Origin of the sequence: Mycobacterium haemophilum DSM 44634, assembly GCF_000340435.2 — a bacterium.
Taxonomy (GTDB): Bacteria; Actinomycetota; Actinomycetes; order Mycobacteriales; family Mycobacteriaceae; genus Mycobacterium; species Mycobacterium haemophilum.
Genome location: NZ_CP011883.2, coordinates 3368534 through 3385130 on the forward strand (window position 1 = coordinate 3368534; position 16597 = coordinate 3385130).

General features: G+C 65.0%; 20 protein-coding genes and 1 tRNA gene. 9 read left to right on the top strand and 12 right to left on the bottom strand.

What is annotated here, in order from left to right; all coding sequences use genetic code 11:
* Nucleotides 1-48: 48 nt before the first annotated feature.
* Entirely contained in the window at nucleotides 49-891 is an 843-nt protein-coding gene (gene rsmI / locus B586_RS15710; RefSeq protein ID WP_054879461.1) for a 16S rRNA (cytidine(1402)-2'-O)-methyltransferase, read from the bottom strand.
* A gap of 24 nt (nucleotides 892-915) precedes the next feature.
* Between rsmI and B586_RS15715 the strand changes: the two genes are divergently transcribed.
* Both B586_RS15715 and B586_RS15720 read left to right on the top strand, forming a co-directional pair.
* Nucleotides 916-2481, top strand: coding sequence for a dolichyl-phosphate-mannose--protein mannosyltransferase (locus B586_RS15715; RefSeq protein ID WP_082607658.1), 1566 nt, complete (start codon nucleotides 916-918; stop codon nucleotides 2479-2481).
* 102 nt (nucleotides 2482-2583) lie between these two features.
* Nucleotides 2584-3447, top strand: coding sequence for an endonuclease domain-containing protein (locus B586_RS15720; RefSeq protein ID WP_168162556.1), 864 nt, complete (start codon nucleotides 2584-2586; stop codon nucleotides 3445-3447).
* On the opposite strand, the gene arcA is transcribed toward B586_RS15720, so the two are convergent.
* Complete coding sequence (gene arcA / locus B586_RS15725) at nucleotides 3425-4633, bottom strand: arginine deiminase (protein WP_054880875.1); 1209 nt, start codon at nucleotides 4631-4633, stop codon at nucleotides 3425-3427. The genes B586_RS15720 and arcA overlap by 23 nt on opposite strands.
* Before the next feature lie 95 nt (nucleotides 4634-4728).
* Between arcA and B586_RS15730 the strand changes: the two genes are divergently transcribed.
* Nucleotides 4729-5325, top strand: coding sequence for an alpha-ketoglutarate-dependent dioxygenase AlkB (locus B586_RS15730; RefSeq protein WP_211141506.1), 597 nt, complete (start codon nucleotides 4729-4731; stop codon nucleotides 5323-5325).
* Here B586_RS15730 and B586_RS15735 read toward each other — a convergent pair.
* The 3 genes from B586_RS15735 to B586_RS15745 are packed head-to-tail and all read right to left on the bottom strand — an operon-like array spanning nucleotide 5322 to nucleotide 7636.
* Nucleotides 5322-5978 (bottom strand): DUF5642 family protein, encoded by a 657-nt coding sequence (locus B586_RS15735; protein ID WP_047314345.1) that lies wholly within the window; start codon nucleotides 5976-5978, stop codon nucleotides 5322-5324. The two genes, B586_RS15730 and B586_RS15735, sit on opposite strands and share 4 nt — an antisense overlap.
* Before the next feature lie 27 nt (nucleotides 5979-6005).
* Nucleotides 6006-6680 carry a DUF5642 family protein gene (locus tag B586_RS15740; protein WP_054880874.1) on the bottom strand — a complete coding sequence of 225 codons (675 nt, stop codon included), beginning with the start codon at nucleotides 6678-6680 and terminating at the stop codon, nucleotides 6006-6008.
* Between the two features lie 5 nt (nucleotides 6681-6685).
* Nucleotides 6686-7636 carry a GNAT family N-acetyltransferase gene (locus B586_RS15745; protein WP_156406902.1) on the bottom strand — a complete coding sequence of 317 codons (951 nt, stop codon included), beginning with the start codon at nucleotides 7634-7636 and terminating at the stop codon, nucleotides 6686-6688.
* Nucleotides 7637-7848: 212 nt separating this feature from the next.
* On the opposite strand from B586_RS15745, the gene B586_RS15750 reads away from it, so the two are divergent.
* Nucleotides 7849-8607: a class I SAM-dependent methyltransferase gene (locus tag B586_RS15750; protein WP_047314343.1), complete on the top strand. Its 759-nt coding sequence runs from the start codon at nucleotides 7849-7851 to the stop codon at nucleotides 8605-8607.
* A gap of 13 nt (nucleotides 8608-8620) precedes the next feature.
* Here the strand turns inward: B586_RS15750 and B586_RS15755 are convergent, their stop codons facing one another.
* A complete protein-coding gene (locus tag B586_RS15755; protein WP_047314342.1) occupies nucleotides 8621-8872 on the bottom strand; it encodes a hypothetical protein in 252 nt (83 codons plus the stop codon).
* Nucleotides 8873-9062: 190 nt separating this feature from the next.
* On the bottom strand, nucleotides 9063-9209 hold the full coding sequence (locus B586_RS21105) for a hypothetical protein (RefSeq protein ID WP_156406811.1): 147 nt from the start codon (nucleotides 9207-9209) through the stop codon (nucleotides 9063-9065).
* Between the two features lie 192 nt (nucleotides 9210-9401).
* Here B586_RS21105 and B586_RS22210 point away from each other — a divergent pair, with 192 nt between their 5' ends.
* Both B586_RS22210 and B586_RS15760 read left to right on the top strand, forming a co-directional pair.
* Complete coding sequence (locus tag B586_RS22210) at nucleotides 9402-9659, top strand: helix-turn-helix domain-containing protein (RefSeq protein WP_236971419.1); 258 nt, start codon at nucleotides 9402-9404, stop codon at nucleotides 9657-9659.
* A 21-nt stretch (nucleotides 9660-9680) separates the two neighbouring features.
* Nucleotides 9681-10490: an integrase core domain-containing protein gene (locus tag B586_RS15760; protein ID WP_236971421.1), complete on the top strand. Its 810-nt coding sequence runs from the start codon at nucleotides 9681-9683 to the stop codon at nucleotides 10488-10490.
* Nucleotides 10491-10530: 40 nt separating this feature from the next.
* Here B586_RS15760 and B586_RS15765 read toward each other — a convergent pair.
* The 5 genes from B586_RS15765 to B586_RS15785 form a co-directional block, all read right to left on the bottom strand.
* Nucleotides 10531-10606 (bottom strand) — tRNA-Ala (locus B586_RS15765).
* Nucleotides 10607-10658: 52 nt separating this feature from the next.
* A complete protein-coding gene (gene sepX / locus B586_RS15770) occupies nucleotides 10659-11663 on the bottom strand; it encodes a divisome protein SepX/GlpR (RefSeq protein WP_054880873.1) in 1005 nt (334 codons plus the stop codon).
* Nucleotides 11664-11835: 172 nt separating this feature from the next.
* Nucleotides 11836-12489 (bottom strand): GNAT family N-acetyltransferase, encoded by a 654-nt coding sequence (locus tag B586_RS15775; RefSeq protein ID WP_054880872.1) that lies wholly within the window; start codon nucleotides 12487-12489, stop codon nucleotides 11836-11838.
* A gap of 21 nt (nucleotides 12490-12510) precedes the next feature.
* On the bottom strand, nucleotides 12511-13785 hold the full coding sequence (glp, locus tag B586_RS15780) for a molybdotransferase-like divisome protein Glp (protein ID WP_047314341.1): 1275 nt from the start codon (nucleotides 13783-13785) through the stop codon (nucleotides 12511-12513).
* Nucleotides 13786-13874: 89 nt separating this feature from the next.
* Nucleotides 13875-14795: a UTP--glucose-1-phosphate uridylyltransferase gene (locus tag B586_RS15785; RefSeq protein WP_047314340.1), complete on the bottom strand. Its 921-nt coding sequence runs from the start codon at nucleotides 14793-14795 to the stop codon at nucleotides 13875-13877.
* A gap of 88 nt (nucleotides 14796-14883) precedes the next feature.
* Between B586_RS15785 and B586_RS15790 the strand changes: the two genes are divergently transcribed.
* The 3 genes from B586_RS15790 (at nucleotide 14884) to B586_RS15800 (ending at nucleotide 16590) form a co-directional block, all read left to right on the top strand.
* Nucleotides 14884-15477, top strand: coding sequence for a 5-formyltetrahydrofolate cyclo-ligase (locus B586_RS15790; RefSeq protein ID WP_054879458.1), 594 nt, complete (start codon nucleotides 14884-14886; stop codon nucleotides 15475-15477).
* A 73-nt stretch (nucleotides 15478-15550) separates the two neighbouring features.
* Nucleotides 15551-15868 (top strand): FmdB family zinc ribbon protein, encoded by a 318-nt coding sequence (locus tag B586_RS15795; RefSeq protein WP_047314338.1) that lies wholly within the window; start codon nucleotides 15551-15553, stop codon nucleotides 15866-15868.
* Nucleotides 15869-15933: 65 nt separating this feature from the next.
* Nucleotides 15934-16590, top strand: coding sequence for an SAF domain-containing protein (locus B586_RS15800; protein ID WP_047314337.1), 657 nt, complete (start codon nucleotides 15934-15936; stop codon nucleotides 16588-16590).
* Nucleotides 16591-16597 lie beyond the last annotated feature (7 nt).

A 16597-nucleotide genomic window follows, 5' to 3' on the forward strand; every position in this document is an offset into this window, starting at 1 on the left:
GGTTCCCCGGCATTTGCCGATCACACACGGTCTAGTTGGCCCGCTCAGTTACCTTCCCGCCTGGCGTGACCTCAAGACCGCGTCGTAGAGCTGGCGCGAGCGCACCGCCGAATGCACAGCGGCCACCTGGCCGCACGCGTCCTTGACGCGGGCACCTCCTGCGATGAGGTTCTCCACCTCAGCGACTAGCAAGGACAAGTCGGCGCGCGGAGTTGCACCGGCCAGCACAACGGTGATCTCACCGAGCACACCGTCGGCCGCCCAGGCTGCTAACTCGTCGAGCGATCCGCGCACCACCTCCTCATGCACCTTGGTCAGCTCCCGGCAAACCACCGCCGGACGAGAACCGCCGAGCTGGTCGACGGCATCGCGCAGGCATGCGGCCAACCGGCGCGGCGATTCGAAGAACACACAGGTGCGCCGTTCGTCGGCCAGCGAAGCCAACCAGGTGCTGCGTGCCGAGCTCTTACGTGGTGCGAAACCCTCGAAACAGAACTTCTCCGACGGAAGACCGGACACGGCCAGCGCCGTCGTCACCGCGGACGGCCCGGGCAGACACCGCACCGGCAGGCCAGCAGCGATGCACGCCGCGACCAGCCGATAACCGGGGTCGCTGATCACCGGCATTCCAGCATCGCTGATCACCAGCACCGTGGCGCCAGCTTCGATGTCGGCTACCAAGGCAGACACCCGCGCGGCCTCCACCTGGTCGAACAGGCTGATCAGTCGGCCGGTGATGGCCACGCCGAGGGTTTTCGCCAAAGTTCGCGCCCGCCGGGTGTCTTCGGCCGCCACCACATCGGCACAACGCAGCGCGTCGGTCAACCTTCTCGACGCATCCAAGGGTTGGCCCAACGGGGTGGCACCCAGCAACAGGCGACCATCGGTCATGACGGACAGCCTACGATCGACGTAATGACCGCCCCGCCCCGCGAAACCCCCGTCGCCTTGGAAAACCCCGCGGAGCCCCCGATGCCCGTCATTAGTCCAGGGCCGCTGGTGCCGGTAGCAGATTTCGGGCCAACCGACGACGTGCGCGGTTGGATCGCGACCGGCGTCATCACCGTGCTAGCAACTGTGACGCGTTTCCTCAATCTGAGCTCGCCGACCGATGCCGGCACACCCATCTTTGACGAGAAGCACTACGCGCCGCAGGCGTGGCAGTTGTTGCACAACCATGGGGTGGAAGACAACCCCGGCTTCGGCCTGGTCGTTCATCCCCCAGTCGGTAAACAATTGATTGCCATCGGCGAGGCCATCTTCGGATACAACGGCGTGGGCTGGCGATTCACCGGTGCGCTGCTCGGCGTGGTCATGGTGGCACTGGTGCTGCGGATCGTGCGGCGGATCACCCGCTCGACGCTGGTCGGCGCTATCGCGGGGTTGTTGATTATCTGCGACGGCGTCAGCTTTGTCACCGCGCGCACCGCACTGCTCGACGGCTTCCTCACCTTCTTCGTGGTCGCGGCGTTCGGCGCCCTCGTCGTCGACCGCGATCAGGTCCGCCAACGAATGCACATAGCGCTCACGGAGGGGCGGTCCAGCGAAACAGCTTATGGTCCGCGGCTCGGTGTACGTTGGTGGCGTTTCCTGGCCGGGGTGCTGCTTGGATTGGCTTGTGCGACAAAGTGGTCCGGCCTGTATTTCGTGCTGTTCTTTGGTGTGATGTCGTTGGCGTTTGATGTGGCGGCGCGGCGGCAGTACCAGATACACAGGCCATGGCTGGGAGTCCTACGACGTGACGTTGTCCCCGCCGGATATGCGCTGGGGCTCATCCCCGTGCTGGTGTACCTAGCCAGCTACGCGCCGTGGTTCGCGTCCGAGACCGCGATCGACCGATACCAGGTCGGTCAAACAATTGGGCGCCACGGGGTGATCCCACTGCCCGACGCCATTCGCTCGCTGTGGTACTACCACGCCAAGGCACTGCAATTCCATGCCGGCCTGACGAATTCGGCGGGCAACTACCACCCGTGGGAATCCAAACCGTGGAGCTGGCCAATGTCGTTGCGGCCGGTACTGTACGCGATTGATCAGCAGGACGTGCCCGGTTGTGGGGCACAGTCATGTGTCAAGGCCGAGATGCTGGTCGGCACGCCCGCGATGTGGTGGCTAGCGGTGCCTGTCCTGGTCTACGCGACTTGGCGGGCGGTCATTCGGCGAGACTGGCGCTACGCGGCTGTTTTGCTCGGGTATTGCGCGGGGTGGCTGCCGTGGTTCGCCGACATCGACCGGCAGATGTACTTCTTCTACGCGGCGACGATGGCGCCGTTCCTAGTCATGGGCATCGCGCTGATCCTCGGCGACATTCTCTACGCCCGTAATCAGAGCTCCGAACGACGCACACTCGGGCTAATCGTGGTCTCCTGCTATGTGGCGTTAGTGGTGACAAACTTCGTTTGGCTGTTTCCGGTGCTCACCGGTCTGCCTATCTCGCAACAGACCTGGAACATGGAGATCTGGCTGCCCAGTTGGCGCTAGTTGCTGCACCGAGATTGCAGTGAGGGCTGCGATTGCGGCGCTGACCACGACCACGACGGCAATCTCGACGACATGTCGGTGGCAACGGACACCATAGATCGTGTGACGGGGGTGTTTCTAGGAAGCGAAGCCATAGCACGCGGCGCCTTGACCCGCGGCCAATTACGTTGGAACTACCGAAAAATCCATCACGACGTCTACCTACCAAAGGACACGGTCAGGTCGCTGCGGGACAACATCCACGCGGCCTGGTTATGGTCAGGCCGAAGGGCCATTGTGGCGGGCCGCGCTGCAGCGGCACTGCACGGAGCGAAATGGGTTGACGACTTCACCCCGGTCGAGCTTGTAGGTCCGTTCCACCATCCACCGCCGGGCATCATCGTTCGGCGGGAACGGATCAGCGATGAGGACGTCGTTGGGCGGGGCGAGCTACTCGTCACCAGTCTGGCGCGCACAGCGTTCGACCTTGCACGCCATCTGCCACGGGGTGTCGCGGTCGCCCACCTGGACGCGCTGGCCGCCGCGACCAACCTCACGGCCGCGGACATCATGCCGATAGCTACCCGCAATAAGGGAGCCAGAGGTGCACGACATTGCCGAGCGGCTATCTCCCTGATGGACGGAGGAGCCCAGTCGCCAAAAGAAAGCTGGCTGCGGCTCGTCCTCATCGATGCTGGCCTACCTCGGCCTACCACCCAGATCCAAGTCACCGATGGCCAATTCGTGGCACATCTCGACATGGGGTGGGAAGAGCCGATGGTGGCTCTCGAATATGACGGCGACCAGCATCGCCAGGATCGGCGCCAGTATGTGAGAGACGTTCGCCGAACCGAGATACTCGATCGTCTTGGTTGGCACGTGATCAAGGTGATCAACGAGGATCGGCCGAATGTCGTCGTTCACCGGGCGCGCGACGCACTGGCCCGGCGGTCGGCGCCGAGAGCTACAGCGGATCGCGGGCAATAGGGCAGGACATGCAGCGCGGCCCGCCGCGACCGGTACCCAATTCAGAACCCGCGATGGTCAGTACTTCGATGCCCGCGTCCTGCAGGCGGATGTTGGTCTGTACGTTGCGCTCATAGGCGACAACAACGCCGGGCTCCAATGCCAACGTGTTGTTGCCGTCGTCCCACTGTTCACGTTCGGCGGTTACGGGATCCAACCCGGTGTCGATGACCCGCAACTTGTCGATGCCGATCGCCCTTGCGGCCGCCTCGAGAAATGGAGCGGCGTCGCTAACGGTCACACCATGGGGCGTGCGCTGGATCGCGAATGCCGTGAGCGTATCGACGATGTTGGCATACATCAGCACCGTGTCCGTGTCGACCAACGTGCACACGGTGTCCAGGTGCATCTGCGCGCGTCGCTGCGCGATCGGGACCGCGAGCACCGTGTGCGCAAGATCATCGTCAAAAAGGCTGCGCGCCAACGCTTCCGCGCCGGCAGGAGTGGTCCGCTCACCCACCCCCACCGCGATCACGCCCGGGGCGAGTAGCAGTACGTCACCACCTTCGACGGGCGCTGACCTTGATTCGTAGGCCTTCCGCACGCCGGTGAAGCGCGGATGATGGGCATAGATCAGGTCGGTCAGCGACGCCTCGCGAACGCGGGCCCGTAGCGCCAGGGTGGGGATCACCACCCGCGGCCCGACCCAGATCGACGAGTCCCTGGTGAACACCAGATTCGGCAACGGCTCAATGACGAAATCCGCCCCATGATGCATGCGAAGCACCAACGACACATCGTTCCGGGTGTCTGGCGGAAGCTCGTTGAACGTCATCCCAGCCGTCAACACGTGGGCCAGCGTGACCGGGTCGAGGCCGCGCAGATACGCCGAAAGTTCTTGTGCCAACGCCGTACCAAGACGCCGTGCATCTACGGCCGCGCCGACCCCATGCATCCGGGCGGCCCCACTCGCCAAAGCTTCAATCAGCAGGTCAGACAGCAGCAACACTTCCACGCCGCGGGAGCGCAGTAGTTCGGCGAATTGGTCGTGCTCCTCCTGCGCGCGCGAGACCCGGGGCAGCCCGTCGAAGAGCAGCTGATCGTTGTTGCGCGGGTTGAGTCGCCGCAGTTCGGCGCCCGGACGGTGCAAGATGGCGACCCGCAGCGCCCCCACCTCGGAATACGCGCCCAGCTCGGCAACAGTCACAGTGAGAACCGTAGCCGCGCCGACGCGACCGGTCGCATCATGCACCAACCCATCGATCCCCGTTAATCGAACGAATGTGCGATAGACTGGTCGCCGTGGGGATCGCGCTGCAGGGCTCACTGTTCGAGCATCACGAGCGACGACAACTCGGTGACGGCGCCTTTATTGAGCTCCGCTGCGGCTGGCTGACAGACGGAGCGGAGCTGCTGGACGCGTTGTTGTCTGGGGTGTCGTGGCGTGCTGAACGCCGGCAGATGTACGACAAGGTGGTCGACGTGCCCCGGCTGGTGAGTTTTCACGACCTGACAACCGAAGATCCTCCGCATCCACTGCTGACGCGGCTGCGCCGCAGACTCAACGACATCTACGCCGGCGAGCTGGGTGAGCCCTTCACCACTGTCGGATTGTGCTGTTATCGCGACGGTTCCGACAGTGTCGCCTGGCATGGCGACACTGTCGGCCGGAGCAGCTTCCAGGACACCATGGTGGCGATCGTCAGCCTCGGCGCCACACGAGTCTTCGCGTTACGTAAACGCGGCGGCGGCCCGTCGTTGCGCCTGCCACTGGCACACGGCGATCTGCTGGTGATGGGCGGCTCCTGCCAACGCACCTGGGAGCACGCGGTCCCCAAGACGTCCGCGCCAACAGGCCCGCGGGTCAGCATCCAGTTCCGACCACGCGACGTGCGCTAGGTTCGGATCGTGCTCACCGCCTTGACGAGCAAGTCGCGGGCACGCTGCGTGTCCACCGGCACCACCGGCTGTCCCGGGACTACCAGCGGATTGGCGATGACGATCACCTGATAGTCGCCGAACGCAGCGGTGTAGTCGTAAAGCTCGCCGGTGCGGGGTGTCCCGGCTACCACCGTCTGCAGGACGCGGCGCACAGCCAGCGTGCGCGCCTCCTCGATGTGCGGCGCATCGATTACCTCGATTCCGCCCCGCACTTGGGCCCCGGAGAATGACACCTTCGTGCAGCCCTGCCCAGGATCGTTGAGCGGAAACGGCTTGGAAGTCTCCACCGCGATGACGATGAACCGGTTGCCATGGCCCTCAGCGGAGACCGCCGCCATATTGCCTTGCATGTCCGGCGGCATCGCAGGCCCGACCGCCAGTTTCGCGCAATCCGCCGGATCGAAGGTCAGTCCGTCGGGCAGCTTCCGCGCCGACAGCAGCTTGGGATCGATCGCCCTTTCACCAATGCTGGTGACATTGAAGTCAGACCCGAAGCTCGACTTCAGGTCCGTGACCTTGGCGATGTTGACCTTCGTCGAAGAGGTAGCCGGGCCCGATGAGCAGCCGGCGAGCAAGCACGCGGATGCGACCGCGAATACCATCTTCAACATCGTGGCCAATCTACCCAAGGTAGACGTTCAGCTGCGCAACGTGGACACCGTTTTGACCAGCAGATCCGCGGCGAATTGCGGGGCCAGCGCTGGGAGCGCTGAGCCAGGGTCGGTGGTCAATGTAGTGAATGCGTAGTAGTTGCCCAGGTACGCTGTGAATGTGTATGTCCGCGAATTGGTTTCGGCGCCGGACTCGACGGATGTCCGCACGTCGGCGGTCATGCCTAGGGTATCGACGCCGTCGATGCGCGGCGCGTCGGTGAGGCGGACACTGGCGGCGGCACGCCCGGCCGTCATGGTCCATTGCCCACACGCCGTGAGGAGGTCACGGCCGACGGCCACCGGCCCCGGCAAGGCCACCACCACCGCGTCGACGATGCCGCCCGCACCTGACCCGGACACGCCCTGCGCGGATTGGTCGTGTCCACGGCCAGGGTCGGCGAGCGTCGCGCACTGCGACGACTTCGTCGTCGCATCCGCTGCTAGTCCCCAGATCAATCTCGGTGAGGCCGCGCTGGGGATGCCGTTGGTCACCTCATAGTCGGGCGGCAGCTCGCGACCGATCCTACGGATGTTGGCCGGGTGGACGCCGGCGCCATGAGCCGACAGCGGCAGCGAGGGCTGAACCGGCTCGGGTGTGGGCGACCGCGCGCATCCGGTGGCCACGAGCGTCACGACCGCACCAATCGTGAACGGCCGCAAGCAGCTCAACCGACCGCCCCGATTACCTGACGAACAACGCCCGCGATCTGGTCAGCCATCGCACGCCCGATGATGAGGTCCCGCTGGCGGGGCACATCGATGACGGTGGTGACGACGCCGATGTCGTCGCGCTGCCAGACTGCGCCGTGATGGTCCATGATCGCGCGCATGGGCCCGTTGTCAGTAAGCATCCGCGCGGAAAATCTAGTGACTCCGTTGACATGAGCGGCGATAGACAACGCGCCGATCAGGAAGGTCCCGACGCCCCGACCCTGATAGGCATCGGCGACGGTGAACGCGATCTCGGCGACTGTCGGATCACTCTCATCACGGACGAACCGGGCGTCGGCCACCGGATCACCCCCGTCGGTCACCACCCAGACGAAATGGTCGACGTAGTCGACCTCGGATAGGTAGTGCATCAGCTCCTCGCTGGGAGCACGAGCCGACATAAACCGCAAATACAGCGTCTCGCGGGAGAATCGGACGTGACCCCGCAGGCTGCGCTCGGCGTCGCCGGGGAGGACAGGACGCAACATCAGGTGGCTGCCGTCGCGAAGTTGTATGGGGATGGGCGTGATGAACCCGGCGAGACGCTGCCGGACCGTGCGCAACAGCCGCCGCGTGATACCGGGAATCTGCACCATCTGGGCGAAGGCGTCGGTGTCACCTACCCAACCGGTCAGTGGTTCGGTCGTGGTAACCGTTGCCGTCCTCCGGCCGTCACGCAGCAAAGCGATCTCGCCAATGATCATGCCGTGGGACGCCTGCCCGACGATCACTGCGCCGTCGTCGCCGACACGCCTCACCTCGGCAGTACCCGACGAGATCAGCAGGAACGAAACGGCTTTCTCGCCCTGCTGCATCAGCACCTGGCCGGCCGCGGCCACCAGGGGCTTAACGCTGGCCGCTAACGACATCAAGTCCTCGGCGGAACAACCCTGGAAGATGTCCATTGCCGCAAGCTCTTCGGCCCGATCGGCGATCAACTCGGCCACTGCGACATCCCGGGGGTCTCAGGGGTTAGACACGGGACTCGCGGTGCCCGCATTGCCATGAACCCGCCACCCCGTTCTCGTCTCGCGGTCCGATGCGACTCAGGGTATGGCTTCTGCTGCTGCGGCGGCAACAAGACGCGCGTCGGGGCGCCGACACTAGGCTGTCCTCAGTGAATTGCGACAACAACCCAAGCCAGGACCCGCTCGAGTTGACCCGCGGTCTGCTCAACACGACCGCCGTCCTGCGGAACGGTTTTTTGGACGTGCTGGGCGAATCGACGAGTTCTTTGGCCCCGACCTTGGCTCAGCGGGCCATGAACAGCCGGTTCGTTGCGACCGTGTACGAACGGCTGTGGCGCCCGACCTCCTTTTACGCCGCCAGCGGCGTCACCACCCGAGCCGAGCAGCATCGCGCGGCGGCGGCGCTGCGTCTATCGAATGCGACACGATTGCTCGACGTCGCTTGCGGGCCAGGCAATTTCACCGCGCCGCTGGCACAACGACTGCCGGACGGCAGCCTCGCGGTCGGATTCGACATTTCTGCGCCGATGCTAACGCGAGCAGTGCTGGACAACAGCGGACCGCGGACATGTTATGTCCGCGGTGACGCGCACCTGCTGCCCTTTGACGATGAAACATTCGACGCTGTCTGCTGTTTCGGCGCGCTGTACCTGATGCCGGAGCCGTTCCGGGTCGCGCACGAGATGGTGCGAGTGCTCCGGCCTGGCGGCCGGATCGCGATCCTGACCAGCTATGCCGGGCAAGCCGCTGCGGTCCGGTACGCCCTGACCACTGCCGCCCGCTCGATCGGGCTCACGGTCTTCGACCGACAGACGTTCGTCGACCTGTTTTCGTCGGCCGGGCTGGTGAACATCCAGCAGCAAGCACAACGCGTGCTGCAGTTCGTCACCGCCAGTAAGCCCGGATGAGGCGCGTCTAACGTTACGAGGCGGCCGCGCAAACTCCGAGGAGCCGCACGATTGGCGTGCCCGCTTCGTACTCGACGACCCAGGGGTCACCGCCATTGACCGGCTCGGACGTCAGCGTGAACATCACAGGTTGGCCGCTGCGCTGAGACATCTGGGTGCATTCGACCTGGAATAGACGGTAATCGCCGTCGTGTCGGATGGCCAGCGAGAAACCCGGCTCGACGGATTCGACCGGTACTTTTTGCAGGTAGTACTTGGTGCTCATGCTTCGACAATAGGGCGGGCCGGTGACGAGATCCGGTGCGGCACACCCGTCTTAGCAAATGCTCAGCTGATTTTTGGCATCACAACAGAATGCACGCTGGGCGACTGGTGTCACACGGATAGTACGGGCGCCCGGAGATGTCCCGAGTGGTCGCTAAGGCCGCGCGTGACGACTCGGTGGAAGTGCCCTCTCAGTCACCGCGCATCGCCGCGTTACCGGCCGCACCGTCCCGGCCGCCACGTTCAGCAAAACTGTTGAACAGCACGGTATTCCAGCTTCCACCCGCACCGACAACGACATGGTCTCCACAGACCGATTTGCCAATGTCTTGACTCATCACGGGTGGAGCTAAGGGTGTGTGGTCTCAGGACATCGGAATAGCATGTCTCAAGACATCGGAATAGGTTGATGAACCGATGTTGGGTGGGTGTCGAAAGCCCGTCTGGTTATCACTGCTGTCGTTGTCGAGGGTCGTAGCCAATCTGAGGTGGCTCAGCAGTAGGGGGTTTCCCAGGGGTGGATTTCGCGCCTGGTCAAGCGTTATCGCCTCGAAGGTGCGGCCGCGTTCGAGCCACGCTCGCGTCGGCCGCACACCAGCCCGACCCGGCTGCCCCAGGCCACCATCGATCTGATCATTGGCCTGCGCAACGATCTGGCCAGCAAAGGACTCGACCACGGGCCCCACACCATCGCCTGGCACCTGCGCCATCACCACGGTCTAGTGGTGTCGGTGCCCAGCATCCACCGTCACCTGGCAGCGGCCGGCTTGATCACCTCCACCCCTTAGCGGCGACCCAAGTCCTCCTACATCCGCTTTGCCGCCGAACAACCCAACGAACGCTGGCAAGCCGACTTCACCCACTGGTGGCTCGCCGACGCTACCCACGTCGAGATCTTGAACTGGATCGACGATCACGCCCGCTACGCCCTCTCGGTCACCGCCCATCGCCGCGTCACCGGCTCCATCGTCCTAGCCGAATTCCGCAAAGCCATAGCCACCCATGGCATTCCATACTCAACCTTGACCGACAACGGCATGGTGTTCACCACCTGCTTCTCCGGCGGCAAAGGCGGACGCAACCACTTTGAAACCGAACTGCACCGCCTAGGCGTCACCCAGATCAACTCCACGCCTAATCACCCGACCACCTGCGGAAAAGTCGAGCGCTTCCACCAGACCCTCAAAAAATGGCTCACCGCCCAGCCCCGCGCTACCACCATCACCGAACTACAAACCCAACTTAATGAGTTCACCGACATCTACAACCGCCACCGCCCACACCGCGAACTACCCCATCACGCCACCCCGGCAACCACCTACACCGCCCGACCCAAAGCCACCCCCAGCAAACAGCCCGACACCCACAACCGAGTCCGCCGCGACCGCATCGACCAATTCGGAAAACTCACCCTGCGCCACGCCGGACAACTCCACCACATCGGCATCGGCCGAACCCACGCCCACACCCGTGTCCTGTTACTCATCCAAGACCTCAACATCCGAATCATCAACGCCGCCACCGGCGAACTCATCCGCCAGCTAATACTGGACCCGACCAGGAACTACCAACCCCGCACCGCCCCCAGCACCCACCCAAAGAAAAAGCCCGAACCCTAACCGAGGGTTCGGACCTATTCCGATGTCTTGACACATCACATGGTGGAGCTAAGGGGAATCGAACCCCTGACCTACTCGATGCGAACGAGTCGCGCTACCAACTGCGCCATAGCCCCTGATTGCTAGCAGGCTACCAGTTCCAGGACAGCCCCAGCACCGTCGCGGGCGCTACTGGCCCACGGCTCGCGGTAGGTCCCTGGGCCAGCCAAACGTCCGGATCGGCATCTCGTAGTCCAGGTGCTCGAAGATGGGGTCCTCGTCATCGATTTCCAGGACCACCGCGCCCGGACGCCGCAGCCGCGACGGGACCACGTCAAATTCACGGTCACGAGCGTTCTCCACGCCGAGCCGAGCACGTGCCATCCGATGGATCCGACGGCGACGCACCTTCTCCTCGATCCGGGTTTGCCGGCGCAAATAGGCCAGATAGAGCACCGTGACGGCGGTGGCGCTACCGCAGATCCACCAGGCGCTCGAATCCACTTCGAACGCCGCGGTGGCCGAGCCGACCAAGATGATCGCCATCACCATCAGCACCCGCTTGCGGAACGCGTACTTGCGCGCACTGACCGCGGCGGCGGTCTTGGTGTCGTACCGACGCTGCCGTGAAACAGCCGGCGCGACTGTCGCCGGCGACTCGTCGTCCTGCTGCTCGAGCTCTAGGCCCGACGAGTCGTCGACGTATTCGTACCGGTCACCTTGCTCGTGCTCAGCCTCAGCGTCGGCGGCAAGCAGGACGGGCTCAGTTACCTCGCCGTTTTCCCCGGCCGGCAGCGCCGCCGAATCCTCGACGACGTCGACGTCCAGGTAGTCGGGATCGGTGGGCCCGGCCGCCGCAACCTCCATGACCACCGGACGTGGACGCCGCATATCGTCGACGTTTTGGTCCTGGTCTTCGTCGAGGTCCTGGTCAGCATCGGCGAACTCACCCTCGACCGAGTCCTGCCGCCAGTCCTCATCCGGCTTCCAGTCGGGGTCGCTGCGATGACCGGCGGCGGGACGGCCTCGCTTGAGCAGTCGGACACCGGCATCGCCGTTGAGCACCCGAGTCGCCAACGCCACATCGCTGGTGCGCCGAACCGCGTCACGTTTGCTGATCAGCATCGGCACCAGCACGAACAGCCACAGCACCACCAACGAAATCCACAGCAGCGATTGGGGGATGCTCGGCATGATGACCTGTTCCTTTCCCCGGCGAGGCCGATCGGTGACCAACCCGACCCGGGTCAACGCGACCAGGACAATTACACACCTGTAATTTCCCTAGGACAAGCACCGCAAGCACCAAACGTCACTCGTGTCACGTCAGCCACACGACGGAGGCAGCTTTTCACCAGACGCGTGACTAGAGCCAGCTAGCGTGCCCGGCTCGGACCAGGCTCGACGTCACCGACCCGGCGACCTCTTCGATGGTGAGGGCCATCAACAGGTGGTCACGCCACGCCCGGTCGACCTCGAGGTAGCGGCGCAACAAGCCCTCTTCACGGAATCCGACCTTTGCCAGCACGGCCCGGCTCGCCGCATTCTCGGGGCGCACGGTGGCCTCCACCCGATGCAACATGACCGGGCCGAAGCAGTGGTCGAGGCCCAACGCCAACGCCCCGGTTGCCACCCCGCCACCGGTCGCCGAGCTCGATACCCAATAGCCAATCCACGCCGACCGCAACGCCCCGTGGGTAACGTTGCCAATGGTCAACTGACCGCAGAAGTTTCCGTCGAGTTCAATCGCGTACGGCAGCATGCGACCTTTGCGGGCCTCCGAACGCAGACCCGAGCACAGCACCTGCCACGCGGCAACCGAGTGCCGGACCACCCAATCGCCGTCCGTGCTGGGTTCCCACGGCTCGAGGTACGCGCGGTCGGCCAACCGGATGCGGCTCCACTGCGCGCCATCGCGCAACCGCACCGCCCGCAACCGGATCACGCCAGCCGCAACCCGCAGCGGTCCCACGTTCAACGGCCAACCCGGGTGCCGGGCATTGGAGCGCAACAGGTTCACGAGAGCGTGCAGTCGGATCACTCAGCCGCGCTGAGCAAGGAAGGCGACGTCGACGATCTCACCGGTACGAATCTGCTCGGCGCCACTGGGAATTACGACCAGACAGTTTGCTTCGGCAAGCGTCGCCAGTAAATGCGACGACGCACCAGGAGCGCCGCCCAGCGCCTGCACCAGGTATTCACCGGTGTCCTGATCCCGCATCAGCTGACCGCGCAGGTAGCCTTTACGCCCGGCCACCGAAGTGATCGGCGATAGCGTGCGAGCCTGCACGATCCGGCGCATTGGTTGGCGCTTGCCCAGCGACAGCCGGATCAACGGCCGAACCATTACTTCGAAGACCACCAGAGCACTAACCGGATTGGCCGGCAGCAGAAATGTCGGAACGCCCTCGCGACCCAGCTGCCCGAAGCCCTGAACGGAGCCAGGATGCATGGCGACGCGAACGACCTCCATCTCGCCCAGCTCCGAGAGCACCGACCGCACCGCCTCGGCCGCCGCCCCCCCGACTCCGCCGGCGATCACCACGACCTCGGCCCGGCTGATCTGGCCCTCGACGATTTCGCCGAGCTCCTTCGGGTCGTTGCTGACGATGCCGATGCGGTTCACCTCCGCGCCGGCATCGCGGCCGGCCGCGGCCAATGCATACGAGTTGACGTCGTACACCTGCCCGTTGCCGGGGGTGCGCGAGATGTCGACCAGCTCCCCACCTACGGCCAGGACCGACAGCCGTGGCCGCGGGTGCACCAGCACTCGTTCGCGGCCGACCGCCGCGAGCAGCCCCACCTGGGCCGCCCCGATGATCGTTCCGGCGCGCACGGCGACGTCACCAGGCTGCACATCGTCCCCCACGCGCCGCACGTAGGCACCCGACGGCGCGCCGCGCAGAATCCGCACCCGCGACAGGCCGCCGTCGGTCCACCGCACCGGCAGGACCGCATCGGCCAGCGTCGGCAACGGGGCCCCGGTCTGCACTCGGGCAGCCTGGCGGGGCTGCAGCCTGCTGGGTGTGCGCGTACCGGCCTCGATGGTTCCCATCACCGGCAAGGTCAGCACCTCACGCCCATCCTCATCGGATGGATCGGATTCACCGACACCCGACTCACCGACACCCATGACGTCGACGCTGCGCACCGCGTAACCGTCGATCGCGGCCTGGTCGAAACCGGGCAATGGCCGTTCGGTCACCACTTCTTCGGCGCACATCAATCCCTGTGCCTCGGCAATGGCGACCCGGATTGGCCGCGGGGCTACCGCGGCGGCCGAGATCCGGGCCTGCTGCTCTTCCACAGAACGCACAAGCGCGCCTTTCTGCCCTCAGCCCTGCCGGGCACCGCGTCGGGCGAGCCGGGCCCGCCGTGGCCGGCTCTTGGAATCTGGTAGCCAGGCTATTGCTCGGTTAGGCCCAACCGCGCCACCAACCACCGCCGCAAATCCGGGCCATAGTCGTCACGATCTAACGCAAAGTCAACCGCAGCCTTCAGGTAGCCGCCGGGATTTCCCAAGTCGTGTCGAGATCCGCGATGCACCACGACGTGGACCGGATGGCCCTCGTTGATCAGTAGCGCGATCGCGTCGGTGATCTGCACCTCGCCGCCTGCGCCACGGTCGACGCGACGCAACGCATCGAAGATTGCGCGATCGAGCACATAGCGACCGGCTGCCGCAAACGTCGAAGGGGCGTCTTCGGCCTTGGGCTTTTCCACCATGCCGATGACCTTCAGCACGTCAGGATTGTCCCCACCGGGAACCGGCTCGACGTCGAAAACCCCGTATGCGCTGATCTCCTCCGGCGCCACCTCGATGGCACACAACACCGTGCCGCCGTGGCGGGCCCGCACCTTCGACATCGTCTCCAGCACACCGGTCGGCAACACCAAGTCATCGGGCAGCAGCACCGAGACGGCGTCCTCATCCGGCGCCAGTGCGGGCTCCGCACAGCCGATAGCATGTCCCAGTCCTAGCGGCTCGGCCTGCACGACGGACTCAACTTTGATGAGCTCCGGCGCACGACGCACCTTGGCCAGCATGGCTTTGTTGCCGCGCGCCAACAGCGTGCCCTCGAGCACCAGGTCTTGGACGAAATGAGCGACAACCCCGTCTTTGCCTTCGGAGGTGACGATCACCAGACGTTCGGCCCCGGCCGCCGCGGCCTCGGCGGCGACCAGCTCGATACCAGGCGTGTCGACGACCGGCAGCAGCTCTTTGGGCACCGTTTTGGTTGCTGGCAAGAAACGGGTGCCCAGGCCGGCCGCAGGGACGATCGCCGTGAATGGGATCGGGACTTGCGCGCTTGGGGGGGGTGACATCGTTCACACGATAACGTGCACCGGGTTTGCCGACTCGATGTGGCGGTGCGAAAGCTGGGGGTGCCCTAAGTTGTCCTAAGTTGAGCGCATGGCGACCGCGAGCAAGGCCGCGTTGCGGAAACAGCTGCTGGCGGCCCGGCGTAACGTTGCCGACGACGTTCGGGCCGCCGAGGCCAGGATGCTCAGCCAGCACCTGGAACTGCTGGTGACCAGCGCCAGCACCGTCTGCGCGTACGTGCCGGTAGGCACCGAGCCGGGCGCTATCGAGATGCTGGATGTGTTGCTATGCAGAACGGGACGGGTGCTGCTGCCGGTTGCGCGTACCAGCGGTGATGAGACTCCACTGCCGCTGCGGTGGGGCGAGTACCGGCCCGGTGGACTTACCCCCGGGCGCTGGGGGGTGCTCGAGCCGCCCGAGCCATGGCTGCCCTCCTCGGCCCTGGCCGAAGCCAGCCTGGTGCTGGTCCCGGCGCTGGCAGTCGACCGCCACGGCGTGCGATTAGGCCGAGGCGGCGGCTTCTACGACCGCTCGCTGGCAGGTCGGGATCCGCACGCTCGGCTGATCGCGATCGTGCGGGATCCCGAGTTTCTCAACGCGTTGCCATCGGAGCCGCACGACGTCCGAATGACCCATGCGGTTATGCCAGAGCGTGGAGTGATCGCGCTACCGAGCGGGGAATGATCACCATCACGTGGCGGTTCTAGCACTTGGCACGGTAGAGTGCTAAACCAGGCGATATTACCCGGAGGTTTTTGTGCCGACTTACAGCTACGAGTGCACCGAGTGCGCCGACCGCTTCGATGTTGTGCAGGCCTTCACCGAGGATGCGCTGACCACCTGCGACAAGTGCTCCGGTCGGCTGCGCAAGCTGTTCAACGCCGTTGGCGTGGTGTTCAAGGGCAGCGGCTTTTACCGCACCGACAGCCGCGAATCAGGCAAAAAGTCGAACAGTTCGACCACTGGGTCCGCGAAGAGCGATTCGGGGTCGAGTTCGGGATCCAGCGAGAAGTCTGGGTCCAGCGAGAAATCAAGCAGCTCCGCTGCGCCGGCCACCGCGGCGGCTTCGAGCTAGCCGGTTATCCACAAGGCGATTTCTGACCGGCATCGCCGGCGCTGCGCAGCGCTTACCGTTGCGGCGTGGGGGAATCATCGCTGAATCCAAGCCTATTCAGCCGAATATCGACCGCGTTGCGTCCGGACTGGACCCGGACCGTGCTGGCTCGGCGAGCCGCCGCCGGCGGGCTAGTCATGCTGGCCGGCGTTGCGGCGCTGCGGTCGAATCCAGACAGTGATCGTGCCGTGGTGGTAGTTGCCGCCCGCGACCTGCGGCCCGGCACCGCGTTGACTCCCGACGATGTCCGCCTCGAGAAGCGTTTGGCAACAACGGTTCCCGATGGTTCGCAAGCCGACCTAGGTGCCGTGGTCAGCTCGACGCTGGCCAGCCCAACACGGCGCGGCGAAGTGCTCACCGATGTCCGTTTGCTGGGGACTCGGCTAGCGGAGTCGACGGCCGGGCCGGGCGCCCGTATCGTGCCGCTGCATCTGACGGACAGCGCTCTGATCGACCTGGTCCGGGTCGGCGATGTGGTCGATGTGCTGGCTGCACCGGCCAACGACGCGCCGGCAGTCAGCAAGGTACTGGCCACCGACGCCGTCGTGGTTCTCGTGTCGGCCAAGCAGAAAGTCCAGGCCGCAGACGCCGACCGCGTCGTGTTGGTGGCGCTTCCGGCTCGCGTGGCGAATACGGTGGCGGGCTCGGCGCTTGGCCAGACGGTGACCTTGACCCTGCACTGAGTACCGC